This window comes from Mesorhizobium sp. P2_F8, assembly GCF_056403655.1.
The window spans coordinates 214,298-236,689 of record NZ_JBFUFB010000009.1 but is presented as its reverse complement, the minus strand read 5'-3'; the positions used below and the strand labels follow the sequence as shown (position 1 = coordinate 236,689).

The window sequence follows — 22,392 nt, the reverse complement described above, 5'->3', positions numbered from 1 at the left end:
ACAGCACCTTTGCGCGTCCTGGGCGCGGCGCTGTAGGCGGCTCGCGGAATTTCGACCATGCCCTCCTTGCGGATCTATTTCGACAAAATCCTTGAGGACGTCGCGCCAAAGGTGGCGCGGCAGAGGCTGACCCATGTCGAGCGCCTGGCGCTTGTTCGCCGCCATGGTGACTTCTCGCTGGCCTATTCGACCGCCGTGCAAGGCAAGCTTTCCTATTTCGGCGACGCCGACGGCTACATCGCCTTCGGCACCAAGATGGGGCGCCATTTCGCGCTCGGCGATCCCGTGGTGGCTCCAATGCTGCGGCCCGATTACATCAGACGCTTCGTCGAAACCGCCGGCAGCCCGTGGTTCGTGCAGATTGGCGAGGAGACGGCGCGGGTGCTGGCCGGGCTCGGCTACAAGATCAATCGCCTCGGCATCGACACCCGGCTCAACCTGCCCGACCATGATTTTTCCGGAAAGCGCAACGAGACCGTACGCTATTCCGAGCGCTGGCTGTTGAAGAAGGGATTTTGGTTCGACGAGGACAAGCGGACTGTCCACCTCGACGAAATCGCCCGGCTTTCCGAAAACTGGCGCGGCGACCGCATCGTCAAACGCTGGGAGATGGGCTTTCTCAACCGCCCCTTCGCCGACCATCTCGGCACCGACATGCGCCGTTTCGTCCTGCACGGCCCCGATGGCGGACTGGTGGCACTGCTCGACTTCGACCCGCTGTTTCGCGACGGCAAGGTGATCGGCTACACCACGGCGTTCAAGCGCAAGCATATCGACGCCTCGCCGCACGCCGAGATCGGCCTGACCAAATTCGCCGTCGACCGTTTCCGCGAGCAAGGCATCTCGGTAGTCACTCTCGGCCTGTCGCCGATGCTCGATGTGGTCCCGAGCGGGTTTGCCGAAAGCGATTTCTGGCGCAATGCCTTCCAGCGCGCCTACTCTTCGCCATGGGTCAACCGCCGCAGGTTCAACCTGCAAGGCCAGGCGGCGTTCAAGCGCCGCTTCCACGGTGTCGAGGAGCCTGTCTACATCGCCTTTCGCAAGGGGACATATGTGGAGATGCTGGGGCTGCTGCGGCTGGTCAAGGCGATTTGAGATCTGAGATTCGTCAGTTCCTTAGCCGGTAACCTGTCCTGAAGATCCAGGCGACGATCGCTATGCAGACCAGCAGAAAGACGATCGTCATGCCGAGGCTGACGCCGACCGAGACATCGGACTTGCCGAAAAAGCTCCAGCGGAACCCGCTGATCAAATAGACGACCGGGTTGAACAGCGTCACAGTGCGCCAGATGCCGGGCAGCATGTCGATCGAATAGAAGCTGCCGCCGAGGAAGGTGAGCGGCGTGATGATCAGCAGCGGCACCAGCTGCAATTGCTCGAAGCTCTTCGCCCAGATGCCGATGATGAAACCGAACAGGCTGAAGGTCACCGCCGTCAGCACCAGGAAGCCAACCATCCAGAACGGGTGCTGGATGGTCAGCGGGACGAACAGCGAAGCGGTGGCCAGGATGATCAGGCCAAGCAGGATCGACTTGGTCGCGGCACCACCGACATAGGCGATGACGATCTCCAGATAGGACACCGGCGCCGACAGGAGCTCGTAGATCGAGCCGACGAATTTCGGGAAGTAGATGGCAAAGGAGGCGTTGGAGATCGACTGCGTCAGCAGCGACAGCATGATCAGCCCCGGCACGATGAAGGCACCATAGCTGATGCCGTCGATCTCGGTGATGCGCGAGCCGATGGCCGAGCCGAAGACGACGAAATAGAGCGACGTGGAGATGACCGGCGAGACGATGCTCTGCAGCACGGTGCGGAAGGCACGCGCCATTTCCATCCGGTAGATCGCCCATACCGCACGCAGGTTCATGGCTCTCTCCTCACCAGATTGACGAAGATCTCCTCGAGCGAACTGTTTTGCGTGTCGATGTCGCGGAACTGGATGCCGCCGGCCTCGAGATCGCGGATCAGCGAGGCCACGCCCGGCCGCTCGGCCTGGTTGTCATAGGTGTAGGTCAGCTGCCCGCCATCCGGCGACAGCTCCAGCGCATAGCGCGAGAAGGTTTCGGGAATGGCCGTCAGCGGGCTGCGCAGCTCCATCACCAGCCGCTTGCGGCCGAGCTTGTGCATCAGTTCGGCTTTGTTCTCGACCAGGATGATCTCGCCGCGGTTGATGACGCCGACGCGGTCGGCCATCGCCTCGGCTTCCTCGATATAGTGGGTGGTGAGGATGATGGTGACGCCGTCCTCGCGCAGCCGGCGCACCATCGCCCACATGTCCTGGCGCAGTTCGACATCGACGCCGGCGGTCGGCTCGTCGAGGAACAGGACGCGCGGCTCATGCGACAGCGCCTTGGCGATCATTAGCCGGCGCTTCATCCCGCCCGACAGCGTAATCGCCTTGGCGTCCCTCTTTTCCCATAGCGACAGATCGCGCAGCACCTTCTCGACGAAGGCCGGGTTGGCCGGCTTGCCGAACAGGCCACGGCTGTAATTGACCGTCGCCCAGACGCTCTCGAAGGCGTCGATGGTCAGTTCCTGCGGCACCAGGCCGATCAGGCTGCGCGCGGCGCGGTAGTCCCTGTTAATGTCGTGACCGTCGACGGTGACGGTGCCCGACGACCGATTGACGATGCCGCAGACGATCGAGATCAGCGTCGTCTTGCCGGCGCCGTTGGGGCCGAGCAGCGCGAAGATCTCGCCGCGCTCGATATCGAGGTTGACTTCCTTGAGCGCGGTGAAGCCGGTGGCGTAGGTCTTGGAGACCCCGGAAATGGACAGGATGGAGGGCATGGCTGAAAACGGCTGCTTGAAAGAGGTCCCCTGATATAGGCCGAATGCCGGTGCGTGCAACCGCAAGTCAATGCCGCTGCTGCCAGTTCTCGACAATCGTGTCGCAGGCCGGCCAGTGCAGGCCGGCGGCGGTTGCAATCCGACACGGCAGCAGCACGCATGCGTCATCTTGCCCGGGCGCTGCGGCGTTCCGCCTCGCGGCGGGACGCCGCTTTGACCGACAGACGCGACGGGCTTATTCTTGCCACATTAGAAGCAGCCGGAGCCCACCATGGACCCGCTCATCCTGTCGCGCATGCAATTTGGCGCGAATATTTCGTTCCACATCCTGTTTCCGACGATCACCATTGCGCTTGGCTGGGTGCTGCTGTTCTTCAAGCTCCGCTACAACGCGACAAACGATTCCGCCTGGATGCGCGCCTATTTCACCTGGGTGAAGGTGTTCGCATTGTCCTTCGCCATGGGCGTGGTGTCAGGCGTCACCATGAGCTTCCAGTTCGGCACCAACTGGCCGGGCTACATGGAAAAGGTCGGCAACATTGCCGGGCCGCTGCTGGCCTACGAGATCCTCACCGCCTTCTTCCTCGAAGCGGCTTTCCTCGGCATCATGCTGTTCGGCTTCCGCCGCGTCTCCAACCGCATCCACACGCTGGCGACGGTGCTGGTGGCAGGCGGCACGACCCTCTCGGCGTTCTGGATCATCGCGCTCAATTCCTGGATGCAGACGCCGGCCGGCTTCGAGATACGCGATGGCGTCGCGCATGCCGTCGACTGGTGGGCGATCGTCTTCAACCCGTCGATGCCCTACCGGCTGGCCCACATGCTGCTCGCCTCCGGCCTGACGGTGTCGTTCCTTATCGCCGGCCTGTCGGCGCTGCGCTATCTCTTTGGCGACCGCTCGGAATCGATGTGGAAGGCGCTGCGCACCGGCGTCTTCACCGCGGCGATCCTGATCCCGATCCAGATCTTCGCCGGCGACCAGCACGGGCTGAACACGCTGGAGCACCAGCCGCAGAAGATTGCCGCCATGGAGGCCAACTGGAACACCGGCCCCAACGTGCCGCTGGTGCTCTTCGCCCTGCCCGACGAGGCGGCGAAGGAAAACAGGTTCGAGATCGCCATTCCCGACGGCGCCAGCCTGGTGCTGCGGCACCGCACCAGCGGCGTGGTGCCGGGGCTGAACGACTATCCAGGCAACCATCCTCCGGTCTTTCCGATCTTCTGGAGCTTCCGCATCATGGTCGGCACGGGACTGCTGATGCTTGCGGTTTCCTGGTCGGCCGCCTTCTTCCTCAAGCGCCGGCACAGCCTGCCGAGGCCGCTCGCCATGCTGATGGTGCCGATGGCGCTGTCGGGCTGGCTGGCGACGCTGGCCGGCTGGTACACCACCGAGATCGGCCGCCAGCCCTGGCTGGTGACCGGCGTGCTGAAGACCGCCGACGCGGTCGGGCCGGTGGCGGGCAGCCATGTCGCGCTGACGCTGGCCATCTACCTCATCCTCTATGTGCTTTTGCTGATCGCCTATCTCGGCGTGCTGGTGCACCTGGCGCTGAAGGCGGCGAAGGACGGCGATTCATCGCCGCTGCCGGGCGTGATGAACGCTGCCCTGTCGCAGCCGGCGGCCGGCGAGTGAGGAGAAGACAATGACCTTCGACTGGCCAACCCTGCTGCCCCTGATCTTCGCCGGCCTGATGGGCCTCGCCATCCTGATCTACGTCATACTCGACGGCTTCGATCTCGGCATCGGCATCTTGTTCGCCGCCGCCGAAGACACCGAGCGGGACACGATGGTCGCGGCCATCGGTCCGTTCTGGGACGCCAACGAGACCTGGCTGGTGCTGGCCGTCGGCCTGCTCCTGGTCGCCTTCCCGCTGGCGCATGGGGTCATCCTGACCGCGCTCTACATCCCGGTGTTCGTGCTCTTGATCGGGCTGATCCTGCGCGGCGTCGCCTTCGATTTTCGCGCCAAGGTGCCGAGCGGCAAGAAGCATCGCTGGAACCGTATTTTCTTCCTGGGTTCGGTCATCGCCTCGCTGGCGCAGGGCTATATGCTGGGCGTCTATGTGCTCGGCCTCGATGTCGGCCCGGGCGGCGTGGCGTTCGGCGTGCTGGTGGCGCTCTGCCTTGCCGCGGCTTACGCGGCGATGGGTGCCGCCTGGGTGATCTACAAGACCGAGGGCGATCTGCAGAAGAAGGCCGTGCGCTGGCTGCGCACCGCCCTTGTGCTGACAGCGCTCGGCATGGCCGCCGTGTCGCTGGCAACACCGTTCGCCAGCCCGCGCATCTTCGACAAGTGGTTCGTCTTTCCCGAAATGCTCTATCTGTCGCCGCTGCCGATCCTGTCGGCACTGTTGTTCCTGTGGCTGTGGCGGCAGACTTTTCATCTGCCCAAGCCCGACGACCGCCATTCGCTGACGCCGTTCCTGACGCTGGCTGCCATCTTCGCGCTCGGCTTTGCCGGTCTTGCCTGGTCGTTCTACCCGTTCGTGGTGCCCGACAGGCTGACCATCTGGCAGGCGGCTTCGGCGCCGGAAAGCCTGGCCATCATCCTGGCCGGCACGGTAGTCGTGCTGCCGGTCATCATCTTCTATTCGTTCTATGCCTACCGGGTGTTCGGCGGCAAGGCGACGGACTTGACCTACGACTGACGCCTTACCGATCGCCAGTCGCCATCCTGCAGATCAAGCAGGCGCGGTGCTTCAGATCAGCCCCGAGTCGCGTGCCGCAGCCGTGGCTTCGCCACGGGAGATTGCGTCCAGTTTTCCCAGGACCGCCGAGACATGGTGATCGACCGTCTTCGGCGAAATGGCGAGGTGGTCGGCAATCCGCTTGTTGGAGAAGCCGCGCTCGATCAGTTGCAGCACTTCCATCTGGCGCAGGGTCAGCCCGGCGCTGTTTGCGCGCGTGGTGCGGCGCGGTCCCCGCGCGATGTGATTGACACCGTTTCGCCGCATGAGGTCGCGCACGTGCTGGGCAACCGGCCTGGCGCCGAGGTTTTCGAATATCTCGAGCGCCGAGCGCTGCGCCGCCTCGTCGCCCTGAACCAGGGCAAGCCCACGTTCGAAGGGAGCGTCCATGGCAGCCCACAAATCCGCCGCCCCCTGCCAGTCGCCAGCCAGAAGCATCCGGTAGGGCGCGGCCATGCCCGACGTGTCGCTGGGGCCGATCGCCGGCACCAGCAAACGCCGCCAGCTGGCCAGTTCGGCAAAGACCGCAGGCTTCGGTGAAAGGCTTTCGGCAAGGTCTATCAGCCGCAGCGCCTCGTCCTCTTCCGCCTCGCCCAGCCATGCCTGTTCGGCGACAACCGCCGCATAGGGCAGCAGCCTCTGCAGCTCAGCACCCTTTTCGAGAAACCGCTTCATTTCCGCCAGAAGCGGCTCGGCTGAAGGATCGCCGCGGCGCAGGCGCAATTTCGCCAGAGCCACCAGTGCGGGATAGCGCACCAACGCGGCTGCATGGTCGTTGGTGACGACTTCCAGCGCTTCGGCAGCCGCCTCGTCCCATCGTCCGTAACGCAGCAGCAACTGCGCCCGCACGCCGCGCATGTAGTCACGCCAGGTCGCCAGGTCGTTCTCGACACAATAGTCGATGCCGCGATCGAGAAAGGACTGAGCCTGGTTGTAGTCCAACTGGTTCATTTCACTGCAGGCGCAATTGGTGAAGGCACGCGCCACGTGTTCCTGGAAATTCTGCTCGAGCGCGATTTCAAGACTGCGGGCAAGGTGCAGCCGCGCGCTGGGCAGGTCCAGCCATTGTTCGGCAGCGCCGACATTGTTGAGCGCGTGGCAGACGATGTCCGGCCGATCCACCTGTTCGGCGAGCCTGATCGCCTTGTCGCCCAACGACAATGTCTCGTCGAGCCTTTCGGCCAGCATCGCCAGCTGCGAGAGATTGGAGTAAGCCATGGCCAGTTCCGGCCCGGCCGGTGCGGTCTTCAGCAACGCGACCGCCTGGGCGCCGAACAGATCGGCGGCCTGACGGTCGCCCATCAGATAGGCGAAACGCGACAGGCATCTGAGGCTGTCACCTTCCTTCAGCGTATTGCCCAGGGCTCGCTGCAGCGCGCGCGCCTGCTGCTGGGCCTCGATGGCCTCGGCGATCCGGCCGATCAGGTGGCATTCGAAGGCATAGTTCTCGTACAGGCCGGCGCGCTCTTCCATGGGCAGGCCGTCAGCCTGTCGCAAGGCGACCTCGTAGTAGCCGGCGGCATCGCGATGCGCGCCGATGCGGGAAGCCTCCCGGGCCGCGACCGGCGCCAGTTCGCGCACCGCCTCCAGATTGTGCGCCTCGACCGCGTGGTGCACCAGGCGCGCGGTGGCAATGTCGCGCTTTTCGAGCATCGCTGTCAGGGCGCGCTGGTTGAACTCTCTTCTGTGGCTTGTCGTCAGCATCGTCTCGATGGCGCGGCGGGCGATGTCGTGCCGGAAGGCATAGCCGTCGCCCAGATCGTCCAGCAGGCCATTCGAGACGCATTCCGCAAGCTGGCCGGCACTGGCCACGCCGCACAGGCCCTGCAAGGCCCAGGCGTCGGCCCGTCTTGGGAACACCGACACCGCGTCGAGCATCGAGCGGGCGCCGGCCGACAGCCGTTCGGCGCGCGCGAGCACCGCATCGCGCAAGCTGGCCGGCAGCGCCGTTTCATTTTCGGCGCTCAGCAGTTCGGTGACGAAAAAGGCGTTACCGGCCGTGGCCCGGTAGATGGCATCGCCGTCGCGGCCGGCGGCATCGGCGAGCGACAGCACCGCTGCCTCGCTCAAGAGCGGCACATCGATGCGCGCGACGCTGCCCGACGGAATTTCACCCAGCGCGCGGCGCACGCGCATCTGCCCCTCGCTGCGATCGGTACGCGCCGTCACGAGCAGCAGGATATGGGTGTTGGCAATGCGACGGCCGAGAAAGCGGACGAAGTCGAGCGTCGCGTCATCGGCCCAGTGCAGGTCCTCGATCACCAGCAGTGTTGCGCCCGTCCTCACCTCGAAAACATCCAGCGCGTCGGAAAACAGCGGCAGCCGCTGTCCCTGCCGGGCGTCGACTGCCTGCGGCATCGCCCATTGCGCCTCGCGCGCAAGATCGTAAAGCGGCCCGAGCGGATCGGGGATCGACAGGTCCTCGCAAACGCTGCGGAAGATGCGCGCCTCCTGGCCGGCACCGCCGACGAAGGCATCGACAAGCGTCGACTTGCCGGCACCCGCCTCGCCCGACAAAGCCGCGACGTGACCACGGCCGCGCGCGGCTTCCGCCAGAAGATTGTCCAGTTGCGCCAGCTGTGGCTGCCGTTCCAGAAGCATCGTCATTCGCTCATGGTGATCCCGGTTGCCGCCACCCACCCCAGCTCGACCGCCAGGATAGCCCGGGTCGGTATCTGCTTTGTGGCTCCAGCACTGAACGTCGTTAACATGGGGAATCGTCCCGCCAAACATAGGGAAAGGCTCCGATGCGCGTTCTTTGCGAGCGTGATCTTTGTCCAACCGCGCTCAAAATCGAGCTTGAAGCAATGGAAAGGGAAGCCTCCCATGCCCCGTTACCTGATTGAACGTACATTTCCGGATGGCCTCAACGTGCCTATGAACGAAGCCGGCGCCGATGCGCTGGGCGGCGTCATCATGCGCAACGCGGAGAAAGGCGTGACCTGGGTGCAGTCCTTCGTGTCGCCCGACAAGAAGCACACCTTCTGCGTCTACGACGCGCCCTCGCCGGAGGCGATCCGCAGCACCGCCCAGATGAACTCGCTGCCGGTCGACAAGATCACGGAGGTGAGGGTTCTTGAACCTTACTTTTACCGCTGATGAAGATCCGATCGCTCGAGGCGGCATGCCGGCCAGTGTCGCGGCCATGGCAAACAGCGGCCGCGCGCCCTCCTTGCCCGGACGTCTATGGCGGATCGCGATGGAGCTGCCCGCGCAACTGCTGGGCAAGTGCCGCTTGCCACCGGAAAGCGACCATCTGAGGCACGATATCGGCTTACCGGAACGGCAGACGCGGCGGGACTGGCGAGACTACGACCGGTGGGATCGCTGAAGACCCGGCCGCCCGCAGTTGACGCTGCAAGGTGGCCGGGACAATGGAACTGCCAATCTCCCCCCTCAAGGGGGGAGATGCCCGGCAGGGCAGAGGGTGGCGCTGTCGCGCCGACGCCTCTTCGGCAAAGCCAGTTCAGTTGCTGGCCGACAGCACCAGCACCGGCTTCTCGCTGTACAGCGCCGGGAACAGCTGCTTCAAGTTCGCAACCTTGGGCAGGTCGTTGTAGACGATGTAGGGATAGGTCGGGTTCAGGGTCAAAAAGTCCTGGTGGTAGTTCTCGGCCGGATAGAAGGTCTTGCCGGTCTCCAGCGTGGTGACGATCGGCTTGGGGAAGACCTTGGCCTGGTCGAGCTGGGCGATGTAGCTCTGCGCAATCTTCTTTTGCGCATCGTTTTCGGCAAAGATCGTCGAGCGGTACTGCGTGCCGCTATCGGGACCCTGGAAATTCAGCTGGGTCGGGTTGTGCGCGACCGAGAAATAGACCTGCAGCAGCTGGCCATAGGTGACAACAGACGGATCATAGGTGATCTCGACGGATTCGGCATGTCCGGTGCTGCCTGAGCCGACGGTGTCGTAGACGGCGGTGTCCTTGCTGCCGCCGGTGTAGCCGGACACCGCCTTGCTGACGCCCTTGACGTGCTGGAAGACGCCTTGCACGCCCCAGAAGCAGCCGCCGGCGAAGATCGCCTTCTCACTGCCGCCGGCTGCCTTCTCGTCGATCGACGGCGGCGGGATGACCACCGCGTCCTCGGCGGAAACCGCCGGCGTCAGCCAGAAGGCGGCGCCCACGGCGGCAAGCGCCAACGCGGCGAGCGCGCTCCTGGCAAAATTCGACTGTCGTCTGGCGACTGGTTTTCGAATGTCGGTCATGGCTGAGCTCCTGTGACGTCCATCATGTGGAGTCTATTGGATAAGAGAGGATCATGCGACGGGTGAGTTGCGGCCGAAGCCTCACTTTCACGTGCGTCCGGATCCGGTCCTGGTGTCAGGACCGAAGCCGGAAGCAGCGTCAACCCTAGTTGGCCGGGGCCATGGCATCCGTTGCCGGCTTCATCGCATCGGCGGCTGGCTTCATGGCGTTGTCCGCGGGCTTCATGGCGTTCGTGCTCATCGCGTCGGGCGCCATGGCGTCGGCCGGTTTCATCGCGTCGGTCGCCGGCTTCATGGCGTTGACGGCGGGCTTCATGGCGTTGGTCGCGTCGTCGGCGCGGGCGATGCCGCCGGCAAACAGCGCCGTCGAGCACAAAGCGAGAGCCAGTGCCGGCAGCGTCAAGCGGGCCGACGATGTCATCCGGGAAAAGGTCGTCATGATGGTCTCCTTGGGGTTGGGGATAATGGCGCACCTCTTTGGGTGGGCCGGGTTGTCGCGGCGCCGCTGCTGCGGCGTTGCGCGGGTCGTTGTCTGCGCATGATCCTTTCCGGGACGATGCTCAGGGAATTTCAGTTGGTCGCGGCGGCCAGGATCGGTCCGCCGCCCGGCGACTGGACAAGCACCGCGGTGCTGAGCCCGCCTGAAGCGGCCGGCACATTCAGCGCCGTCGCGTCACCGGTCCAGCTGCCGAGCTTCTCCAGCGAATGCACGACATTGGCGTGCGGCAAGGTGCGGCCGGTGTTTTCGCCGCGCGCCACCGGCACCTCGACGACACCCTTGGCATAGTGCACCACCCAGACATCGGCCCGGCCGCCCGGCGCCGAGCCGGCGCCGATGCTGACCTTGCCGCCGACGAGCGACAGCGACGGGCCGCTGGCGCGGTCGGTGCTCGAGATCAGCTGCTGGATTTCGCCCGGTGCCGCGCCGACGACATCAGCGCGGCCATTGACCACCACTTGGGGGGTGAACGGGCCGTCATGGCCAAGGGAGGGCTCGTAGGTGACCTGGCGCTGAGTGAATTCCTGGCGGCCGAATGTGTCCTTCCAGCCGAGATAGTCCCAGTAGGTGACGTTGAAGGACAGCGCCAGCACGTCCGGCTGGTCCTTGACCTTGATCAGATTGGCGTTGGCCGGCGGGCAGGACGAGCAGCCCTGGCTGGTGAACAGTTCGACCACGGTAAGCGGCTGGGCTTGCGCCGCACCTAGCGACGTGGCGAGCGCGAGCGCGCCGAGGCTGGACACGACGAGTGACTTGCAGGAACGCGACATCGGCTGGCTCCGTGGGTGACGGCGCCCCGATGCGCCGCTCATGTCCCCACTTCGCCGCCGGCCGAGGCTTTGTTACAGCGCTCACCGGTTTGTGATCGTTGTCGTTAGCGCCTTTGCGACGCTGGAGATCGGCAAAACCGGTCGCGGCAGCCGATCTCCACCCTCGTGGGGGAGATGTCCGGCAGGACAGAGGGGGGCGCCATAGAGCACCAACATAGGCGCGATCGACGGTGGCGCCGCGCGACAGTGTGCAATGATGGTCAGATCGGTCTGAGAAAAGTGAGGGCGGACATCGCCGACAATGGCAAGGTCGGCGGGACAGCGCCCCCCTCTGGCCTGCCGGCCATCTCCCCCACGTGGGGGAGATTGGCAGCTTCACTGCGTCAGCAGCGTCTCGGAGGGCCGCTTGTTGAAGTCGCACTTGCCGGTGACGGTGTAGAAGAAGTCGGCATTGGAGGCTGGTGCCGGCACCGCATTGCCGCCGTCCTCCCAGGCCTGATAGCCCGGAATGCCGCAGGGCACGATGCTGAAGATGTCGACGTTCTGCCCGGTCGCGATCTCCGTCAGGCCGTTCGCGCTCACCCCATTGTAGAGCCGGTTGGAGGTGTTCGGATCGTTCGACATCAGCTTTGTCGGGTTGCCCGATGGCACGTCCATCTGCAGGTAGAGACCGCTCATCTGGCTGACATCGATCACCGCGCCGGAGCCAGTGGACGGATACATCGTATCGACACAGTAATATTTCGTGCCACTCGCATCGGTCTTGACCGACACCCCGTTCGGCGGATTGTTGCCGACGGAGCAGACCTGCTTCTGGACCATCGTGGTGACGTCCTGGCCGCCCGAATTGGTGATGGTGTTGACGGTGGTGGTGCCGTAGCCCTTGGGATCCTTGGTGTTGCCATAGGTATAGTTGATCGTCATCAGCGGTTTGGCCACCGTGGCACCGAATTGCGTGCCGTAGAGCGTCATCGTCTTGTTCCAGTAACCTGACACCCCGGTTACCTTGAAGGTGGTCTGCACCAGCGCCGGCGACTTGCTCACCGCCGACGCGACGGCGACCGGCACAGTGTTGATCCTGGCGATCTGCATGAAAACGGTCGGCATCGAGTAATTTGCCGTGGCCTGCGCGGTGGCGGTGCCGTCAGTGCCGACCACGAAACTGTTCAGCGTCGCGGTGGCCCCCGTCGGTGCACCATTGGCGGCGAAGGAATCCTGCAACACCACCTGGCGCTGCGCCAGCGTCGAGGTCGTCGCCATCGTGGTGATCGACAGGATGCCGGCATCGAGCGCCGACTGCATGTCCGACCTGGTCTGGACCGCCGAGGTGTAGTCGACCGAGAAGCCGATGGCGGCAATAATCGGCATCATGGCGAAGATGAGGATCGGCGTGAACGAGCCGCTCCTCGACCTGACAAACCTGCCTGCTAACCCCCGCATGTCGTGATCCTTACAAACGAATATCTCCACGGGCTAACATGGCAGTCACGAATATTGCTCTAACGCACTTGGTTAAAATTTATCGACTTTCCGCGACATCCCCCGATAAAGCCGACAAGTTCCCGCGCCCCGGCATCGGCACTGCCGCTTGCCCGCCAGCGGTACGGCGCTTGCCCGGTGGCGGTACAGCGCTTGCCGCAGCAACAAGCCCCTGCTAAAGCGCCCGCCATGAGCACGCCCCTCGACCACATCCGAAATTTCTCCATCGTCGCCCATATCGACCATGGCAAATCCACGCTTGCCGACAGGCTGATCCAGCTGACCGGCGGGCTGGAGCTGCGCGACATGAAGGAACAGGTGCTGGACTCGATGGACATAGAGCGCGAGCGCGGCATCACCATCAAGGCGCAGACCGTGCGGCTGAAATACCGCGCCAACAATGGCGAGGACTATATCCTCAACCTGATCGACACGCCCGGCCATGTCGACTTCGCTTATGAAGTGTCGCGCTCGCTCGCCGCCTGCGAGGGCTCGCTGCTGGTGGTCGACGCCTCGCAGGGCGTCGAGGCGCAGACGCTGGCCAATGTCTACCAGGCGATCGACAACAACCACGAGATCGTCGTGGTGCTGAACAAGGTCGACCTGCCGGCCGCCGAGCCCGAGCGCATCCGCGAGCAGGTCGAGGAGGTGATCGGCATCGACGCTTCCAACGCCGTGCTGATCTCGGCCAAGACCGGGCTTGGCATTCCCGATGTGCTGGAAGCGATCGTCCACCAATTGCCGCCGCCGCGCGAGGGCGACGCCACGGCTCCCTTGAAGGCGATGCTGGTCGACAGCTGGTACGACGCCTATCTCGGCGTCATCGTGCTGGTGCGCATCATCGACGGCGTGCTGAAGAAGGGCCAGACCATCCGCATGATGGGCACCGGCGCCAAATACCTGGTCGAGCGCACCGGCGTGTTCACGCCCGCCCGCATCAATGTCGACGAGCTCGGCCCCGGCGAGTTCGGCTTCTTCACCGGCTCGATCAAGGAAGTGGCCGACACCCGCGTCGGCGACACCATCACCGAAGACAAGCGCGCCACCGCCAAAGCGCTGCCCGGCTTCAAGCCGGCGCAGCCGGTGGTGTTCTGCGGCCTGTTCCCGGTCGACGCCGCCGATTTCGAGGATCTGCGCGCCGCGGTCGGCAAACTGCGCCTCAACGACGCTTCCTTCTCCTATGAAATGGAAACGAGTGCGGCGCTCGGCTTCGGCTACCGCTGCGGCTTCCTTGGCCTGTTGCATCTGGAAATCATCCAGGAGCGGCTCGAGCGCGAGTTCAACCTCGACCTGATCGCCACCGCGCCCAGCGTCGTCTACCGGCTGCTGCTGACCGACGGCTCGATGAAGGAACTGCACAACCCGGCCGACATGCCCGACGTGGTCAAAATCTCGGCCATCGAGGAGCCGTGGATCCGCGCCACCATCCTGACGCCCGACGACTATCTCGGCGGCATCCTGAAACTCTGCCAGGACCGGCGCGGCATCCAGGCCGACCTGTCCTATGTCGGCAAGCGCGCCATGCTGACCTACGATCTGCCGCTCAACGAAGTCGTCTTCGATTTCTATGACCGGCTGAAGTCGATCTCGAAAGGCTACGCCTCCTTCGACTATCACCTGACCGACTACAAGGAGGGCGACCTGGTGAAGATGTCGATCCTGGTCAATGAGGAGCCGGTCGACGCGCTGTCGATGCTGGTGCACCGCACGGCGGCGGAAAAGCGCGGAAGGCAGATGTGCGAGAAGCTCAAGGAGCTGATCCCGCACCATCTGTTCAAGATTCCGATCCAGGCCGCCATCGGCGGCAAGGTCATCGCCCGCGAAACCATCTCGGCGCTGCGCAAGGACGTGACCGCCAAATGCTACGGCGGCGACGTCTCGCGCAAGCGCAAGCTGCTGGACAAGCAGAAAGAGGGCAAGAAGCGGATGCGCCAGTTCGGCAAGGTGGATATCCCGCAGGAGGCGTTTATCCAGGCACTGAAGATGGGGGACTGAGAAGCCGGTCGCCTATCTGCTGACAGACCTAGTGAAGCTACGGATGTCTTCAAATCTCCGTAGGCTCGCAGCTATTTCAGGATCAAGTATGATCTCTGTCCCAGAACGGATTGGTGGCGCTCGGCTGTGTCGGCTTCGGGCTGTTCATGACGTGCGGGGCGTTTGACCGCAGCTTTCAGGTGGTGCTGGACGCACACGGCTTTCGTGATCATCGCGCGGACGACACCCAGTTCCCGCAATAACAAATGATGCCAGGGAAGGTTGGTACGAGCCCGCACCAACCCTGAGTTGGTTGATCCTGCAGCGCCGGAGCGGTAGAAAAATCGGGCGGCGGACCTTAATCAGTTCGCCAGTGGCCGGCGCGGGCTCAGGCAGCTGCCCTCACCGGCATTCGCGCCGGCCATTTTGCCCCGCCACTGGATCGCCAGAGGCAGACGGCAACCTCTCGACACTCTGCTTCGCTTTCGCACAGCTCCCTTTGAGAATGCACCGCGTGGGCGTATCCTCCGCACGGCTTGGGGGAGACATAAAAATGCGTTCCAATCTGGACACCGTCGCCGCGATTGGCCTCGCCATCGGCGGCGCTCTTGGCCTTGCCGGCACCTTCGTCGCCAGCGACGCGCTGCGCGAAACGCTGTGGGCGATCGACGGCGTGGCCCTCGTGGTCGCGACGGCGCTGCTGACGATGAAGTATCAGCGGCTGGGCAATGACTGCGTCGCGGCCGGGTTCCTCACATTCCTCGCCGGCGAGAGCCTGCTGCTGGCCGGCAATGCGGCGGGCCTGCAGGCCAGCGTCCCCTCCTATGCCGGCGGCATCTCGCTTTGGGCGGCCGGACTTGTCATGGTCAGCGCAGCGAAGACTTTTGCGATCTGGATGCGGCTGACCGCTGTTATGGCTGCCATGCTGTTTGTCGCCTCAGTGGGCATGATCCTGTGGGGAGTGCCGTTGCTGCCGACCTCGTCGCCGCTGCCCGCCGCCGGTTATCCGTTCCTGGTGCTGACTTTTGTTGGGTGGATATGGACTTTGGTGAGGCCCGGGCGGTGAGCGGGTCGGCGTTCTGCGCCCCTGCCTTCTCCCCTTGTGGGAGAAGGGAAGATCAGCGTTGGCGCCGCCCCTCATCTGGCTGCCGCCATCTTCTCCCCGTATAGGGACGGGGAGAAGGACGCTGTCATTGATGGTTTCGCCAATTGTCAGCGTTGCAAGAAAGACACCGGCTTTGCGGCCGGCCCTTTCTCCTCGTCTCTATACGGGGGGTTGAGGAGTGGTCCGCGTAGCGGACGAAAAGCCAATTGCTTGGCTTTTCGAACGACGAACGCCCGGCAGGGCAATGAGGGGCGGCGCCGGCTTCGGTGATTGTCTCGCCCGAAAGCTCAGCTTTCGATCCACACCTTCTCAAAATGCTGCTCGAGCGCCTGGTGCTGTTCGCAGCCTTCGATGCCTTTGCGGTATGTGCGGTAGACCGAGCGCCAGTAGGGTTGGATGATGATGCCGGACTCTCGCAGATTCTGCTCGATCTTGGCCATGATCTCCTTGCGCGCCTTGGCGTCAGGCATTGCCAGCGCCTTGTCGAGCAGCGTATCGAATTCCGGATTGGCGTAGGCGCTCTCGTTCCAGGCGGCGCCGGATTTGTAGGCCAGCGCCAGCACCTGGACGCCGAGCGGGCGGCCGAGCCATTCGGTGCAGGAGAAGGGGTATTTGCTCCAGTCGTTCCAGAAGGTGGCGGCGGGCAGCACGGTGCGCTTGATCTTGAAACCCGCCTCGCGCATCTGCGCGGCGATGGCGTCGCCGGTGCTCTTTTGCCATTCGACATCGACGGAGATGAGGTCGAATTCGTGATCGGCCTTGCCGGCCTCGGCGAGCAGTTTCTTCGACCCCTCCGCGTCGCGCTTGGCGGGGCCGATATCGGCATATTCGGGGTGCATGGGGCCGACATGATGATTGTCGGCGGGCTTGCCGCGGCCGTCGAGACCGAGCTTCAGCACGGCCGAATTGTCGACTGCGAGCTGGGCGGCGCGGCGCACCCTGGCGTCGTCATAAGGTGCGTTGCCGACATTGAAGCGGGCGACGATGGTGGAGCCGGTGGCGATCTCGGAATTCTTCAGCCCCATCTTGTCGGTCTGCGAGACGGCATCGGAGGCGGTCTCGTGGTCGGTGTCGATCTCGCCGGATTCGAAGGCCGACAGCATGGCGTTGGGGTCGGAGCCGTAGTCGACCCATTTGATGCCGTCGAGCCAGAATTCGCCCTTCCACCAGGGCTTGTCCTTACGCCTCACCTCTGCGCCGGTCTCGGCATTCCAGCTGACCAGCTCGCACGGGCCTGTGGTGACGGAAAGCGCCTTCAGGGGATCACCGTCGCCCTCATAGGAGCGGTGCATGATCAACGCCGGATAGTCGGCCATGCCGGCGATCAGCGAGATGTCGGGTTTTGGCAAATTGAGTTTGATGGTGAAGTCGTCGACCTTCTGGATGCCGCCATCGACCAGCTTCTTGGTGTCGGCATTGACCAGCGCGCCCATGCGCGCGGCGACCGAATTGCCTGCTACCGAGGCATCGCACCAGCGGGTGAGGTTGTGGATGACATCGTCGGCGTTGAAGGCATCGCCGTTCGACCAGGTGATGCCCTTGCGCACATGCAGGGTCAGCGTCCTGGCGTCGTCGCTCGCCTCCCAGCCTTCGAGCAGCCAGGGCTCGAAGGAGAAGTCGGTGTTCCAGCGCACCAGATATTCGTTGCAGTGGCGGGCGACGTTGGACATTTCGACGCCGTCGAAGGTGCGCGGGTCCTTGAAACCCTTGACGTTCATAGCGACGCGCAAGGTGCCGCCGCGCTTGGGTTCGGCGGCACGGGCGGGCGTCGAGGCAAGGCCGCCCAGCGCCAGCGCGCCGGCGGCGCTGACGCCGAGGCCGGCCATCAGCGCGAGATATTCGCGGCGGTTGATGCCGCCCGTCCTGAAATCGTCGGCGACGGGCTTTGCCCGGGGGTGCAGTTTCCGGTCAGTCAGCATGAATTTCATCGTCGTTCCCTCTTGTTGGGCGCCCCGGCCGGTCGACAGGCGCGGGGGGCGGACGCGACCGCCGGGGCGCCATTGCCTGAGAGGCGAATGATAAGGCGGGGTGACGTAGCGGAGTGTTCGGTTTTCCGCAGTGATTGTGCGGTGCTCCGCAGAAGGGACAGCCGATCTCCCCCCCTTGTGGGGGATTGGCGCGTCACGGTCGGCGCTTCAATACGGCCACTCACCCCGGCCCAGCGCAGCGACCGCCGCGATGATCCGCGCAAACGCCTCCGCCGCCGCCGGGACGGTCGTGCGGGCGCGCAGGTAGCTATGCACCAGTCTCGGCTCCTCGTGCCAGAACGCCTTGCCGCCGGCGGCCAGCATGCGATCGCGATAGGTCTCGCCATCCGACGACAGCGGATCGCATTCGGCTGACACGATCACCGTTGGCGGCAGGCCGAAGAAATCGCGGCCGCGCAGCGGCGAGAAGGTCGGATCGTCAGCCGATTGCGCCTTGGTCGAGCGGACGTCGCGGTAGAAGGCGATGTCGTGCACCGACAGCAGCGGCGCGTCGGCGTGCTCGACATAGGAGCCCGCACCTTCGTCGCCGCCGAGTTCGGGATAGATCAGCACCTGGCCGATCGCGGCGCCACGGCCTGTCGCCCGCGCCACCCCTGCTGCGAGGTTGCCGCCGGCGCTTTCGCCGCACAGCACGAGCGGCAGGCCGGTGGCCGCTGCCGCCCATTCGAAGGCGGTCACCGCATCGTCGAAGGCGGCGGTGTGGACATGCTCCGGTGCCAGGCGGTAGTCGACCGACAGCACGTCGAAACCGGTGCCGGCGCAGAGCTCGGCGCAGATGTCGTCATGGCTCTCGAGCCCACCGAGAATGAAGCCGCCGCCATGATAGTAGACCACCATCGCCGCTGCCGCCTTTGCGGCAAGCTGGTAGCGGCGGACCGGGATGTCGCGGCCGGCGGCGGCAATCAGGCCGTCACTGGCCCTGACTCCCGGCGGGCGGCCCTGATGGAAGGCCCGGCACATCCTGTCGTAGACGGCGCGCTGCTTATCGATCGGCAGGCCGATGATCTCGGGCGGATACCAGGCGTTGACCGCGTCGATATAGGCCCACAAAGCCGGGTCGAGCCGCGTTTCGTATTTGCCGCGGCTGATACTTGGTCCGGCCGTCATAGCTCGGCGTAAAGCTCCGCCGCGTTTTCAAAGGTGAAGCGCAGCGGCACCGAGCCTTCGACCTGCCAGGCGGTGACGCTCTCACCCGCCAGCAGCCGGCAGGCGCCTTCGGTGTCGGTGATGGCGCCGCCATAGAGCCGGTTGGCGAGGTTGAGGATGCCGGTCTGGTGCATGGCGGCACTGCCGCTGCCGCAGGCATCCTTGACCAAAAGCACGCGAAAGCCCTTGGCGACGGCGTCCTTCACGGAGGCGTCGATGCAGGCTTCGGTCCAGACGCCGGCAATAACCAGCCATTCGATGCCGACCGACTTGAGGTCGCGGGCCGCCGGCCCGGTCCGGAAGGCGCTGGCCTCGGCCTTGACCAGCAAGGCTTCGCCCTTGACGGGCGCGACCTCACGGCAGATTTCGGTCAGCGGGTCGCTCTTGTCGGAAAAGGCCGACTTGCCGTCGGCACCGAGCGGATGAAACGGCCGGTCCTGCTTGTCGAGGTCGACGATGTAGGCCCAGTGGTAGAGCGGCACATGGTTTTGCCGCGCCGCCGCCTGCAGGCGCTGGACGTTGGCGAGGATGCCGCCAAAACCCTCGACCAGATAGCGGGGGTCCTGCCGGTGCTCTTCCTGCAGGTCGATGAACACCGCGGCCACCGTGCCGCGCTTGAGGGCGATGGGGGTTTTCATGCGGATGTGCCTGCAAGAGGCGATGCCGTCGCCTTCAGCGGGCTATCGCCATTGGGGATTTGCCGAAGCGTCCCAGACTTCGTCATCCACGGGCGGAGCGGGAGCGAAGCGGACGCGCAGACCCGAGGATCCATGCCGTGACGTTGATCGACGGGCGCAGCAGTGCAGATCAGCACCGTGGCAGCGCTCGGCAGTCGCGGCATGGCGGTGCCTTCGTCATCCACGGGCGGAGAGGGAGCAAAGCGGACGCGCAGACCCGAGGATCCATGCCGTGAAATCGACCGAGGAATGCAGCGGAGCTGAATTTGGACCGTTGCGGCGCGCTTAGGTCGCGGCTTGGATCCTAGGGTCTGCGCCGCGTCGCTGCGCTCCTTGCTCCGCCCTAGGATGACGAGGGATGTCAAACCTGCTTCTCCAGAAACTCGTCCTCATACGGAAAACGCGACAGGAGTTCGGTACCGGTTTCGGTGATCAGGATCTCGTCCTCCAGCTTGACGCCCTCGCGACCGCCCTTCTCACCGATATAGCTTTCGACGCTGACCACCATGCCTGGCACGATATGGCCGTCGCGGCCATAGGTCTCGTAGTCCATGGCGTGGGCGATGAACGGCGTTTCGCCATGCATGCCGACGCCGTGCATGACCGAGGTGTAGCGCTGGTCGACGAAACGGTCGGGGATCTTCCAGGCCTTTTCGGCGATCTCGCGGAAGGCCATGCCGGGCTTGACGATTCCGATGTTGTGCTGAACCTGGTCGTGCGCCATGCGGTAGAGCGATTTCTGGTAGGGTGTCGGCTTGCCCGGCCCGCAGCGGAAGGTGCGGGAGAAATCCGAATAATAGCCGTAGCAGCCGATGGTGTCGGTATCGAGCGCCAACAATTCGCCGGGCCGGATCTTGCGGCCGCTAGCCTCGTTGAACCAAGGGTTGGTGCGCTGGCCGGAGGTGAGCAGCCGGGTCTCGATGAACTCGCCGCCCTGGCGGATGACCTCGCCATACATGATGGCGAACAGGTCGTTTTCCGACACGCCGGGCTTGATCGCCTCGCGCACCGCATAGACGGCGGCCTCGGCGCCGGCCATCGACACTTGCAGGCATTTCACTTCCTCGGGCGTCTTGACCGCGCGCACGGCGAGGATCTCGCCCTGGCAATCCCTGACCTCACAGCCGCGCTTTTCCAGGGCGAGGGCCTGCAGATGGCTGCAGCGGTCGAGGCCGAGCTTCATCGACCCGCCGCCATGCTGCTTCAAAAGCTCGGCGATCTCGTCGGCGAAGGGGCCGGCAGTCTCGTCGTCGCGGCCTGACACCGACGACCAGACTAGCTTGGAAGGACGCGCCTCGTCGATCGTGTCGAGCACCATCGAGACATGGTAGCTCTGCGGGTATTCGAACAGCACGATCGGCCCGACGGTGGGGATGAAGAAATAGCGGGTCGAGTTGCGCAGGAAATAGCCGAACATGTTGCGCGAGCCGGTGGCGTAGCGCTGGTTGTACGGGTCGAACAGCACCACGCCGCCATAGCCGGCCTCGCGCATCCAGCCGCGCAGCTTTGCCAGCCGGCCTTTTCGCAAAGCATCCGCATCGATGAAGGACGGCTCGGTGTCGGACAGCCACATGCCGCCGGCCGGATCGGCCGCCGCCGGGTGGCGCATGCGATCCTTGAAGTCGACGTCCTCGGTGCTGTCGGGGTCGAAAACGACGATGCTCATGGGTGTGCGGCCTTGGCTGGTTGCGAGGTCTGAGCATGGCGCATGAGGGGCGGGGAAATTGTGCGGGAAACCGCAGGGGTTATGCGGGATGCCGCTGGCAGTTAGTGCGGGGCGCTGGAGGGTGGGACGGAACTCGACCTCGCGCCTAGTACGTCCGCCACCCTAATGCCGTCTCGCCAGCTTCGGCGGATGCCCATGCTCCTCGCGAAAAGCCCGGGCAAAGCTCGACATCGAGGCGAAGCCGCAGGCCAGCGCCACGTCGCGCACGGCGAGCGTCGAATGTGCCAGAAGATCGGCAGCACGCTTCAGCCGCAGGCGCCGATAGTAGCCATTGGGCGAGATGGCGAGTTCGGAGCGGAAGGAGCGTTCGAGCTTGTCGGACGACACGCCGAGCCTGGCGGTGAGCTCGGCCATGCCAAGCCGCTCCTCGACCGCGTCCTCCATGATGGCGATGGCCGACAGCACCAGCTCGTTCTGGACGCCGGTGCGCAGGCGCAGCGGCATCATCTTGCGGTCTATGCTGGAGCGCAGCTGGCTGTGCACGAACCATTCGGCGACGCCGGCGGCAAGCTCGGCGCCATAGTCGCGGGTGATGATCTCAAGCATCATGTCGAGGCTGCCGACGCCGCCGGCCGAAGTGAAGCGCTTGCGGTCGATGACATAGAGGTCGCGCCTGAGCTCGATGTTGGGGAACGCCTCGGTGAAGGCGGCCTGGCTGGTCCAGTGCAAGGTGCAGGCATGGCCGTCGAGCAGGCCCGCGCGCGCCAGAAAGAACGCGGCATCCGCCACCGCGCCGATATGGGCGCCGTTGCGCAGGCTTTTGCGGATCCAGCTGGCGGCATCCTCGGCGACGAGGTGGTCGGCATCACCGCCCGAGCAGACGACGATCCGGTCGACCTTCGGCGCATCCCCGGCATAAAAGCCCGGCTGGATGACGACGCCGTTCGAGGCCTCGACCGGCCCCGGGGTCGCCCCGACGATGATCCAGCGATAGCACTGCCGCTTGGCCAGCACATTGGCAGCGCGCAGTGGCTCGATGACCGAGCTGAACGCCATCATCGGAAAGCCGGGAAACACCAGCACGGCAAAGGTGAGGGGCGTTTCGGCGGGTTTTTGAGGGGCGTGCGCTGCCATGGGGCGCTACAATTCGGGCAGATGGGGTTCGGGGTCAACGGCAATTGGCCAACGATGCTTGAAGCGCAGTCTACTGTTGACCGCCCGGACGGTGCACAAGTTTGTGCGATGTCGGCGGGACAGCACCCCCCTCTGTCCTGCCGGCCATCTCCCCCGCAAGGAGGGAGATTGGCAGCTCAAACGCTGGCTCACGCTTTCAAGTTTGGCAATTGGCGAAGGCCGATGTGACGTCTGATCTCCCCCCTTGCGGGGGAGATGTCCGGCAGGACA

The 22,392-nt window shown here is 64.6% G+C and carries 19 protein-coding genes; 7 read left to right on the top strand and 12 right to left on the bottom strand.

The genetic code is table 11. The features are described from left to right. Positions 1 to 57 precede the first annotated feature (57 nt). Positions 58 to 1,095 (top strand): phosphatidylglycerol lysyltransferase domain-containing protein, encoded by a 1,038-nt coding sequence (locus AC1DZP_RS22915; RefSeq protein WP_457151287.1) that lies wholly within the window; start codon positions 58 to 60, stop codon positions 1,093 to 1,095. A 13-nt stretch (positions 1,096 to 1,108) separates the two neighbouring features. On the opposite strand, the gene AC1DZP_RS22910 is transcribed toward AC1DZP_RS22915, so the two are convergent. Continuing rightward, a complete protein-coding gene (locus AC1DZP_RS22910) occupies positions 1,109 to 1,870 on the bottom strand; it encodes an ABC transporter permease (protein WP_095083847.1) in 762 nt (253 codons plus the stop codon). Next, complete coding sequence (locus AC1DZP_RS22905; RefSeq protein ID WP_095083848.1) at positions 1,867 to 2,793, bottom strand: ABC transporter ATP-binding protein; 927 nt, start codon at positions 2,791 to 2,793, stop codon at positions 1,867 to 1,869. Before AC1DZP_RS22905 ends, AC1DZP_RS22910 begins: the two co-directional genes overlap by 4 nt. 271 nt (positions 2,794 to 3,064) lie before the next feature. On the opposite strand from AC1DZP_RS22905, the gene AC1DZP_RS22900 reads away from it, so the two are divergent. Both AC1DZP_RS22900 and AC1DZP_RS22895 read left to right on the top strand, forming a co-directional pair. After that, the gene (locus AC1DZP_RS22900; protein WP_477305567.1) at positions 3,065 to 4,426 is read left to right on the top strand and encodes a cytochrome ubiquinol oxidase subunit I; all 1,362 of its coding nucleotides are present in this window, start codon (positions 3,065 to 3,067) and stop codon (positions 4,424 to 4,426) included. 10 nt (positions 4,427 to 4,436) lie between these two features. Further along, the gene (locus tag AC1DZP_RS22895; protein WP_477305566.1) at positions 4,437 to 5,441 is read left to right on the top strand and encodes a cytochrome d ubiquinol oxidase subunit II; all 1,005 of its coding nucleotides are present in this window, start codon (positions 4,437 to 4,439) and stop codon (positions 5,439 to 5,441) included. A 51-nt stretch (positions 5,442 to 5,492) separates the two neighbouring features. Here the strand turns inward: AC1DZP_RS22895 and AC1DZP_RS22890 are convergent, their stop codons facing one another. Further along, on the bottom strand, positions 5,493 to 8,087 hold the full coding sequence (locus tag AC1DZP_RS22890; protein WP_477305565.1) for an ATP-binding protein: 2,595 nt from the start codon (positions 8,085 to 8,087) through the stop codon (positions 5,493 to 5,495). 219 nt (positions 8,088 to 8,306) lie between these two features. Between AC1DZP_RS22890 and AC1DZP_RS22885 the strand changes: the two genes are divergently transcribed. Then, the gene (locus AC1DZP_RS22885; RefSeq protein WP_095083851.1) at positions 8,307 to 8,579 is read left to right on the top strand and encodes a DUF4242 domain-containing protein; all 273 of its coding nucleotides are present in this window, start codon (positions 8,307 to 8,309) and stop codon (positions 8,577 to 8,579) included. Continuing rightward, entirely contained in the window at positions 8,557 to 8,811 is a 255-nt protein-coding gene (locus AC1DZP_RS22880; RefSeq protein WP_477305563.1) for a hypothetical protein, read from the top strand. The genes AC1DZP_RS22885 and AC1DZP_RS22880 overlap by 23 nt, the downstream gene beginning before the upstream one ends. Before the next feature lie 135 nt (positions 8,812 to 8,946). On the opposite strand, the gene msrA is transcribed toward AC1DZP_RS22880, so the two are convergent. The 4 genes from msrA to AC1DZP_RS22860 form a co-directional block, all read right to left on the bottom strand. Next, a complete protein-coding gene (gene msrA / locus AC1DZP_RS22875) occupies positions 8,947 to 9,684 on the bottom strand; it encodes a peptide-methionine (S)-S-oxide reductase MsrA (protein WP_477305562.1) in 738 nt (245 codons plus the stop codon). 145 nt (positions 9,685 to 9,829) lie between these two features. Then, positions 9,830 to 10,105 (bottom strand): hypothetical protein, encoded by a 276-nt coding sequence (locus AC1DZP_RS22870; protein WP_457151296.1) that lies wholly within the window; start codon positions 10,103 to 10,105, stop codon positions 9,830 to 9,832. Positions 10,106 to 10,254: 149 nt separating this feature from the next. Further along, on the bottom strand, positions 10,255 to 10,953 hold the full coding sequence (locus AC1DZP_RS22865) for a DUF1223 domain-containing protein (RefSeq protein ID WP_477305560.1): 699 nt from the start codon (positions 10,951 to 10,953) through the stop codon (positions 10,255 to 10,257). Positions 10,954 to 11,328: 375 nt separating this feature from the next. Then, positions 11,329 to 12,393: a TadE/TadG family type IV pilus assembly protein gene (locus tag AC1DZP_RS22860; RefSeq protein WP_095083855.1), complete on the bottom strand. Its 1,065-nt coding sequence runs from the start codon at positions 12,391 to 12,393 to the stop codon at positions 11,329 to 11,331. A gap of 228 nt (positions 12,394 to 12,621) precedes the next feature. Between AC1DZP_RS22860 and lepA the strand changes: the two genes are divergently transcribed. Both lepA and AC1DZP_RS22850 read left to right on the top strand, forming a co-directional pair. After that, a complete protein-coding gene (lepA, locus tag AC1DZP_RS22855) occupies positions 12,622 to 14,427 on the top strand; it encodes a translation elongation factor 4 (RefSeq protein WP_477224817.1) in 1,806 nt (601 codons plus the stop codon). Between the two features lie 532 nt (positions 14,428 to 14,959). After that, positions 14,960 to 15,472: a hypothetical protein gene (locus AC1DZP_RS22850; RefSeq protein WP_477305559.1), complete on the top strand. Its 513-nt coding sequence runs from the start codon at positions 14,960 to 14,962 to the stop codon at positions 15,470 to 15,472. A gap of 326 nt (positions 15,473 to 15,798) precedes the next feature. Here AC1DZP_RS22850 and AC1DZP_RS22845 read toward each other — a convergent pair whose 3' ends face one another. The 5 genes from AC1DZP_RS22845 to AC1DZP_RS22825 form a co-directional block, all read right to left on the bottom strand. Further along, positions 15,799 to 17,439, bottom strand: coding sequence for an ABC transporter substrate-binding protein (locus AC1DZP_RS22845; RefSeq protein WP_477305557.1), 1,641 nt, complete (start codon positions 17,437 to 17,439; stop codon positions 15,799 to 15,801). A gap of 207 nt (positions 17,440 to 17,646) precedes the next feature. Further along, a complete protein-coding gene (locus tag AC1DZP_RS22840; protein ID WP_477305555.1) occupies positions 17,647 to 18,606 on the bottom strand; it encodes an alpha/beta hydrolase in 960 nt (319 codons plus the stop codon). Then, complete coding sequence (locus AC1DZP_RS22835) at positions 18,603 to 19,283, bottom strand: isochorismatase family protein (RefSeq protein WP_477305553.1); 681 nt, start codon at positions 19,281 to 19,283, stop codon at positions 18,603 to 18,605. Before AC1DZP_RS22835 ends, AC1DZP_RS22840 begins: the two co-directional genes overlap by 4 nt. Positions 19,284 to 19,683: 400 nt before the next feature. After that, positions 19,684 to 20,988, bottom strand: a complete 1,305-nt coding sequence (locus AC1DZP_RS22830; protein ID WP_477305551.1) for a M24 family metallopeptidase — start codon at positions 20,986 to 20,988, stop codon at positions 19,684 to 19,686. Positions 20,989 to 21,150: 162 nt separating this feature from the next. Beyond that, positions 21,151 to 22,122, bottom strand: coding sequence for a GlxA family transcriptional regulator (locus AC1DZP_RS22825; RefSeq protein ID WP_477305549.1), 972 nt, complete (start codon positions 22,120 to 22,122; stop codon positions 21,151 to 21,153). Between the last annotated feature and the right edge of the window lie 270 nt (positions 22,123 to 22,392).

What these genes read in the sequence shown, in the direction of transcription:
- AC1DZP_RS22835 (WP_477305553.1), bottom strand. Translation starts at nt 19,283, where the DNA reads ATGAAAACCCCCATCGCCCTCAAGCGCGGCACGGTGGCCGCGGTGTTC.
- AC1DZP_RS22865 (WP_477305560.1), bottom strand. Translation starts at nt 10,953, where the DNA reads ATGTCGCGTTCCTGCAAGTCACTCGTCGTGTCCAGCCTCGGCGCGCTC.
- lepA (WP_477224817.1), top strand. Translation starts at nt 12,622, where the DNA reads ATGAGCACGCCCCTCGACCACATCCGAAATTTCTCCATCGTCGCCCAT.
- AC1DZP_RS22900 (WP_477305567.1), top strand. Translation starts at nt 3,065, where the DNA reads ATGGACCCGCTCATCCTGTCGCGCATGCAATTTGGCGCGAATATTTCG.
- AC1DZP_RS22895 (WP_477305566.1), top strand. Translation starts at nt 4,437, where the DNA reads ATGACCTTCGACTGGCCAACCCTGCTGCCCCTGATCTTCGCCGGCCTG.
- AC1DZP_RS22840 (WP_477305555.1), bottom strand. Translation starts at nt 18,606, where the DNA reads ATGACGGCCGGACCAAGTATCAGCCGCGGCAAATACGAAACGCGGCTC.
- AC1DZP_RS22910 (WP_095083847.1), bottom strand. Translation starts at nt 1,870, where the DNA reads ATGAACCTGCGTGCGGTATGGGCGATCTACCGGATGGAAATGGCGCGT.
- AC1DZP_RS22885 (WP_095083851.1), top strand. Translation starts at nt 8,307, where the DNA reads ATGCCCCGTTACCTGATTGAACGTACATTTCCGGATGGCCTCAACGTG.
- AC1DZP_RS22830 (WP_477305551.1), bottom strand. Translation starts at nt 20,988, where the DNA reads ATGAGCATCGTCGTTTTCGACCCCGACAGCACCGAGGACGTCGACTTC.
- AC1DZP_RS22845 (WP_477305557.1), bottom strand. Translation starts at nt 17,439, where the DNA reads ATGAAATTCATGCTGACTGACCGGAAACTGCACCCCCGGGCAAAGCCC.
- AC1DZP_RS22870 (WP_457151296.1), bottom strand. Translation starts at nt 10,105, where the DNA reads ATGACATCGTCGGCCCGCTTGACGCTGCCGGCACTGGCTCTCGCTTTG.
- AC1DZP_RS22850 (WP_477305559.1), top strand. Translation starts at nt 14,960, where the DNA reads ATGCGTTCCAATCTGGACACCGTCGCCGCGATTGGCCTCGCCATCGGC.
- AC1DZP_RS22825 (WP_477305549.1), bottom strand. Translation starts at nt 22,122, where the DNA reads ATGGCAGCGCACGCCCCTCAAAAACCCGCCGAAACGCCCCTCACCTTT.
- AC1DZP_RS22915 (WP_457151287.1), top strand. Translation starts at nt 58, where the DNA reads ATGCCCTCCTTGCGGATCTATTTCGACAAAATCCTTGAGGACGTCGCG.
- msrA (WP_477305562.1), bottom strand. Translation starts at nt 9,684, where the DNA reads ATGACCGACATTCGAAAACCAGTCGCCAGACGACAGTCGAATTTTGCC.
- AC1DZP_RS22860 (WP_095083855.1), bottom strand. Translation starts at nt 12,393, where the DNA reads ATGCGGGGGTTAGCAGGCAGGTTTGTCAGGTCGAGGAGCGGCTCGTTC.
- AC1DZP_RS22890 (WP_477305565.1), bottom strand. Translation starts at nt 8,087, where the DNA reads ATGACGATGCTTCTGGAACGGCAGCCACAGCTGGCGCAACTGGACAAT.
- AC1DZP_RS22905 (WP_095083848.1), bottom strand. Translation starts at nt 2,793, where the DNA reads ATGCCCTCCATCCTGTCCATTTCCGGGGTCTCCAAGACCTACGCCACC.